Source organism: Halococcus sp. PRR34 (assembly GCF_028617175.1).
In the GTDB taxonomy this organism is placed as follows: domain Archaea; phylum Halobacteriota; class Halobacteria; order Halobacteriales; family Halococcaceae; genus Halococcus; species Halococcus salifodinae.
The window spans coordinates 248400-254447 of record NZ_JAQJDA010000005.1 but is presented as its reverse complement, the minus strand read 5'-3'; the positions used below and the strand labels follow the sequence as shown (position 1 = coordinate 254447).

General features: G+C 65.5%; 5 protein-coding genes. 2 read left to right on the top strand and 3 right to left on the bottom strand.

Going from position 1 to position 6048, the window contains the following annotated elements; all coding sequences use genetic code 11:
* Positions 1 to 314: 314 nt before the first annotated feature.
* The 3 genes from PHA81_RS09080 to PHA81_RS09070 form a co-directional block, all read right to left on the bottom strand.
* Positions 315 to 815, bottom strand: coding sequence for a carbon monoxide dehydrogenase subunit G (locus PHA81_RS09080; protein ID WP_005042314.1), 501 nt, complete (start codon positions 813 to 815; stop codon positions 315 to 317).
* Complete coding sequence (locus tag PHA81_RS09075; protein WP_005042311.1) at positions 812 to 1723, bottom strand: FAD binding domain-containing protein; 912 nt, start codon at positions 1721 to 1723, stop codon at positions 812 to 814. The genes PHA81_RS09080 and PHA81_RS09075 overlap by 4 nt, the downstream gene beginning before the upstream one ends.
* A gap of 137 nt (positions 1724 to 1860) precedes the next feature.
* Entirely contained in the window at positions 1861 to 3750 is a 1890-nt protein-coding gene (locus PHA81_RS09070) for a CocE/NonD family hydrolase (RefSeq protein WP_005042308.1), read from the bottom strand.
* 224 nt (positions 3751 to 3974) lie between these two features.
* On the opposite strand from PHA81_RS09070, the gene PHA81_RS09065 reads away from it, so the two are divergent.
* Positions 3975 to 5519, top strand: a complete 1545-nt coding sequence (locus tag PHA81_RS09065) for a solute carrier family 23 protein (RefSeq protein ID WP_241430289.1) — start codon at positions 3975 to 3977, stop codon at positions 5517 to 5519.
* Positions 5520 to 5604: 85 nt separating this feature from the next.
* Positions 5605 to 6021, top strand: a complete 417-nt coding sequence (locus PHA81_RS09060; RefSeq protein WP_005042303.1) for a hypothetical protein — start codon at positions 5605 to 5607, stop codon at positions 6019 to 6021.
* Positions 6022 to 6048: the final 27 nt, after the last annotated feature.

Genomic DNA, 6048 nt, shown 5'->3' with positions numbered 1-6048 from the left:
GATCGACTTCTCGACCTCGTTTCCTCAAACTCATTACGGAGTAATCCCGTCACCGTCGTCCATTTTCAATAGAGCAGGAAGACGAGTGAAACGAGTCTTCCGGAAGTGAGGCGAGTAGCGAGGGACGCTTTGCGTCCCTCGGACCGTGCGAACGGGCGCTTCGCGCCCGTGAGCAGATGAAGCGAGCGCGAACCTCGTCGGTCGAGAGAAGCGACCCGACGGCGGCGTTGACGACACTTCAAGTTGAAAACGGGACGGCTAACGAAAGACGGGACGGTTAGTGGTCGATTCGGTTGCGTTCGCGGCCTCGTGAGTCAGTTCTCGATCGAGGCTTCGGCCTCGGGTTTGGCTTCGAGCTTCGACTCGGCAGGAACGCCTTCGTCGGCTTTCGCTTCGAGATCCTCGAAGAAGTTGTTCACGATCCGGGCAGCAACGCTGCCGAGCGCGCGCTGGCCCATGCTGGCGATGAGTCCGGCGACGTTCGTGCGGGCCTCCCACGTGGCGGTCGTCCCGTCGCCATCCTCGACGAGGCACATCTCGGTGACGGCCTCGAAAGAGTTCCGGCTCGCGTCGCCACCGACCTCCATCTCGAGGATTGCGGGCGCGTCGGCGCGCGTGACGGTCATATCGACGTCGAACGTCGGCTTGACGCTGCCGACACCGACCGTGATGGTCGCCGACAGCTCGCCGGGCGATTCCATCGTGATCTCGTCACAGCCTGGCGCGCAGTCGGCGAGGATTGCGGGATCGGTGAAGTAGTTCCAGAGATCGTCACGCGGGTGATCCGAGGTGAACTCGCCGTCGAATTCCATCATGGTGTTGTGGTGTCCGTGGTGTCGACCGCACGTTCGTACGCCGTTTCGAGCGAGCGCCGGGTGTACTCGCCGGCCAACTCTTCTTTGTACTCGGCGTCGGCGTGCATCTCCTCGCCCGGTTCGGCGGCCTCACTCGCGGCGTCGGCGGCCGACGCGAGTGGTGCTTCGACGAGCGATTCACCCTCGACGGCCGCCTCGGCATCCTCGACGCGGAGCGGAACGTCGGCGGCGTTCGCGAGCGCGAGCCGTGCCTCCTCGACGACGGGTGCGTCCGCGTCGGGGTCGTCGATGCGGATGACCGCGGCCGCACTGATCGTCGGCCACGTCTGGGCCGCGGGTTTCTGTTCGAGGAATGCCATCCCCGTGCGTTCGGCCGGGAACGGCTCCCGATCGACGGAGACGCCGGTGATCAGCTCGTCCTCCGCGAGGTCGGAGAACATGTACGCGATGAAGTACTCCGACGCCGCGACGGTTCGCTCCCCGTCCGCGGACGCGACGTGGAGATCGCCGTCGAGCGCGGTGAGCACAGCGGGATAGTTCCCCGCAGGGTCGGCTTCGCCCACACTCCCGCCAAGCGTGCCGAGGTTGCGGACGCTCGGCCCGGCGATCTGTTCGGCCGCCGCCGGGAACATCGGCAGCGCGTCGGCGAGGGCGGCCGAGGTCTCGATGGTGCGGTGGCTCGTCAGCGCGCCGATCGTGACCCGTTCGGTGGCAACGTCGACGTAGTCGAGTTCGTCGACACCGTTGATGTCGACGATATGCTCCGGTGTCGCCAGGCGATTCGCCATCACGATCCCGAGCGACTGGTTGCCCGCCATCAACTCGGCGTCGTGTTCGTGCTCCGCGAGGAGGTCGGTCGCCTCCGTCACCGACGACGGCTGGTGGTACTGGAACGCGGCCGGTTTCATCCGCCGTCACCGCCCGTCGGCGATCGATCCGTTTCGTGTCGGTTGTTCGTGTGGCTCATACGAACACGGTTCTTCCGTAGCCCCACCGTGAGTATAAGTGTTGCCGTGAAACCCCGAACTGTCCGCCGCTGATCTCATCAGGTCCGTCGAACCGGCAGCTCGATTCGGGTCGGATGGTCGGCGCTGTGATGGACGGTGTTCGTCGCGACCTGGTACTCGCGGTCGCCGTAGAGCGGACCGCCGGTGTTGTGGTTCACGTCGAACCGGGGGAAGTTCGACGAGGAGATGTCGAGCCGGATCCGGTGGCCCGCAGCGAAGACGTTTGCGGTCGGGTACGGCTCCATCACGAACTCGTAGACCTCGCCGGGGTCGACGAAGTCCGGCTCGTCGCGGTAGCCCCGGTATCGCGCCCGACAGATCGAGTCCGCGAGGTTGAGCGCGAACCCGTTCGGGAACCCGTCGCTGGGTGGGTACTCCTCGATTAGCTTCGCAGTGAAGTCGGTGTCGGGGGCGTCGGTCTCTCCGTGGACCCGGACCCGGATCGGGCCGACGATCTCGACCGGCTCGTCGAGCGGGGGCGTGCGGAAGACGAGCACGTCGTCGCGGTGCTCCAGCGGGCCGTACGGTGGCTCCGCGCCGAAGGTGTCCTCGCGAGTGCGCTGATCGAACCCGCCCCGACCGGTGATGTCGTGGAGGTTGCGCTCGGCCAGCGGGTACTCGATCAGGTTCTCCTCGCGGGGTTCGTAGGTGATGTACGACGAACAGTTGCCGCCGAGGGTGGGGACGGGATCTTTGGGATCGAACTCGTAGCTCGTCGCGCCGCCATCGGAATCGGGTTCGGCGGTCGCAAGCGTTCCGTCGCCGTGGGCGTAGTAGGTGGTCTGTTCGACGTCGTTCGGAGGCCACTCATCGGCCGTCGACCACTCCCCGCCGTGGAACAGCCGGCCGTCGGTGGTCCGGCCGCCGTCGCCGGTCCCCATCCGGAAGAACTCCACCGTGGCCTGGTCGCTCCACGAGTCCTCGTCCTTGAGGTAGTGATCGAAGAAGCGCAGGCGGGTTTCCTGGTAGTCCCGAAGCGCGGCCTCGCCGAAGGCGAGTTCACCGGAGTAGGGTTTGTTCCACGACGGCAGCGGATACCCGTTCCAGCCGTGGGTCCACGGCCCCATCAGGAGGAACTGATCCGCGTCCTTCCGCTCCGCGAGCGCAGCGAAGTTGTCACAGGTCGCCTTGGTGTAGGAGTCGTACCACGCGCCCGCGTACACGGTGGGAACGTCGGCCATCCCGTCGTAGTGGCGCTCGAAGTCGATTCCGGGAGACTGCCAGAGTTCGTCGCTCGCCGCCCCCTGCGTCATGATGTCGAACGCCCACTCCTCGTAGTTCGGGATGTGTCGCAGCGGGGACTGACCCTGCTGGATCGGCCCGTCAGCGAGCACGTCCCGAACGTCGACGTTCGCGAGGAGCGCCTGAACATCCGAGTTCTCCAGGGCGCGCTTCGCGAACCCGCCGCCGAGGGTGAGCGCCCAGCAGAGCCACCGGAGTTCGAACGCGCCGTTGTGTCGGAAGGTCGCCTCTCTCCCATTGGCGGCCCCCTGGTTCACGAACATCGCTTCGAGGTGGGGTGGATCCTGGGTCGCGATCGCGCTCTGGACCCATGCTCCATACGAAGTGCCGATCGTGCCGACCTGACCGTCACAGTAGGGGCGGTCGGCGAGCCATTCCACCGTATCGTAGCCGTCCTCTGGTTCGTCGACGAAGATGTAGTACTCGCCCTCACTGTCGAACCGGCCACGACAGTCCTGGATCGCGACGACGTAGCCGCGTTCGGCGTACCACTCGCCGTGGCGCTCCATCCGCCCCCGCTTTCCGTACGGCGTCCGGTCGAGCAGCGCTGGTTTCGGATCGTCGATCGGTTCGTTCGTGTCCGGATCCGCCGGCCGATAGATGTCGGTCGCGAGTTCGATTCCGTCACGCGTCTCGACGGGAACGTTCAGTTCGGCGGAGACTCCGTACTCCGATTGACTGCCCATACTGACTTCCTCTCACAATGGTACCAAGTAACTTGCGTCCGGCCGGATACGCCATCGCCACCGAAGGTCCACCGACGAGTCGACGGACGACGATCGAGAGTGCGGATTGCGTTCTCCCCGGCGGTCGTGACGACAACCCATAGATTTATGTCTTCATTCGACAACGATGCGCAAGGAGAGTACGACATGACATACCACAGCCGATGCCCGTACTGGAGGCGGTCATGAGCGGAGACACCAGCACCGAGAAAGCGGGGGCACACGAGAGCAGCATGGTCGAGTACGGGATCGACGACAAGCCGCCGCTCGGCCAGTCGGCGCTGCTCGGCGTCCAGCACTGGCTGACGATGATCGGGTCGACGATCGCGATCCCGCTCGTGCTCGCGGGGGCGATCGGGTTCGACGCCGCACAGACCGCCCAGCTCGTGGCGACGTTCTTCGTGGTTTCGGGGGTCGCGACGCTCGCGCAGGCCACGATCGGGAACCGCTACCCGATCGTCCAGGGCGGGACGTTCTCGATGCTGGGACCCGCACTCGCGATCGTCGCGGTGCTCGCGACGGGCGACGCCGCCCCGACGACGATGATCCGCGAGCTCCAGGGAGCGGTCATCGTCGCCGGTCTCGTCGAGGTCGCGATCGGCTATCTCGGGATCTTCGGCCGACTCAAGCGGTACGTCGGCCCGCTCGTGATCGCGGTGGTGATCGCGCTGATCGGGCTCGCGCTCCTCACTGTCCCGCAGATCACCAGCCCGACGAACAACTGGTATCTCGTCGGATTGACGCTCGCGCTCATCGTGCTGTTCTCGCAGTACCTCGACGGCTACTCCCGAATCTTCAAACTGTTTCCCGTTCTGTTGGGACTCGGCGGAGCGTACCTGTTCGCCGTCGTCCTCTCGGTCACCGGGCTCGTCCCCGGTCTCGTGGATCTGAGTCCGGTCGCGAACGCGCCCCCGCTCCGCGCGATCACCCCGTTTCAGTGGGGGCTCCCGCTGTTTACGACCTCCTTCATCGCGGGGATGATCGCCGGGATGCTCGCCTCGGCCATCGAGAGCTTCGGGGACTATCACTCGGTCGCCCGGATGGCTGGTGAGGGCGCACCCAACGCGCGGCGGGTCAATCACGGGCTCGGTATGGAGGGGCTCGGCAACATCTTTGCGGGCATCATGGGAACCGGCAACGGCTCGACCTCCTACACCGAGAACATCGGTGCGATCGGGATCACGGGGGTGGCCTCGCGGTACGTCGTCCAGGTCGGCGCGGTCGTGATGATCGTCGTCGGGTTCGTCGGCTACTTCGGGGCGCTGGTGACGACGATCCCGAGCGCGATCGTCGGGGGGCTGTTCCTCGCGATGTTCGCCCAGATCGTCGGAGTCGGCCTCTCACAGCTCCAGTACGTCGATCTCAACCAGAACCGGAACGTGTTCGTGCTCGGCTTCGGCCTGTTCGCCGGGCTGTCGATCCCGGAGTACGTCACCAACGTCCAGAACGCCTCGGACATCTCGCTCGAAGCTGGCCTCGCGAGCGTCCCCGTCTTCGGTGCAGTGCTCGGCCTTCCCACGGTCGCCCAGACGCTCGGGATCATCCTCGGCACGCCGATCGCCGTCGGCGGTATCGCCGCGTTCGTGCTCGACAACACGATCCCTGGCACCGCCGAGGAACGCGGCCTGACCGCGTGGGAGGAGATCACCGAAGACGACGACGCGTTCACGCCGTATCACGCACGATTCTTCGGCGGGGAGTCGAGAGAACCCGACGTCGCCAACGACTGATCGGCGATACGAAGCCTCACTTTTCGTGCCTCCATCCACGACTGACCCCCGTAACTCGGAAGTGATCGTGCCGCCACGCACCCGCATGAACGACCGCGACGGCTCGGACGGCACGACGATCACCCGAATGGGACTCCGGCGCGGCGGCTGGATCGGCTACAATCAAGAAGGCGTCTACGTCGATCGGGACGACGAGACGAAGATCAAGATCGAACACGCGAACGTGACGCAGGTCGGTCTCAAGAGTGCCGAGTGGGACCTCGTGGTCATGAGTCTGCTCCTCGTCGGCCTCGGCGTCTTCGTCGGCGTAACACGGAACCCCCTCGTCGGGGTCGGGTTCGCTGTCGTCGGGCTGGCGAGCCTCTACTGGAGCTATCGGAAGCGCCACGAACTCGTCATCCACGTCGCGAACGAACGGAAACCGATCGCGGTCTATCCCATCCATCCCACGGAGTGTCACGAGACGCTCGCCGACCGCGTTCGGACGAGTACCGAGGACTGACCGCTCCTGACTGCGCCAGCACCGAGT

Excerpts from the sequence above, each read along its gene's own strand:
- PHA81_RS09080 (WP_005042314.1), bottom strand. The coding sequence starts at position 815 with ATGATGGAATTCGACGGCGAGTTCACCTCGGATCACCCGCGTGACGAT.
- PHA81_RS09075 (WP_005042311.1), bottom strand. The coding sequence starts at position 1,723 with ATGAAACCGGCCGCGTTCCAGTACCACCAGCCGTCGTCGGTGACGGAG.
- PHA81_RS09070 (WP_005042308.1), bottom strand. The coding sequence starts at position 3,750 with ATGGGCAGTCAATCGGAGTACGGAGTCTCCGCCGAACTGAACGTTCCC.
- PHA81_RS09065 (WP_241430289.1), top strand. The coding sequence starts at position 3,975 with ATGAGCGGAGACACCAGCACCGAGAAAGCGGGGGCACACGAGAGCAGC.
- PHA81_RS09060 (WP_005042303.1), top strand. The coding sequence starts at position 5,605 with ATGAACGACCGCGACGGCTCGGACGGCACGACGATCACCCGAATGGGA.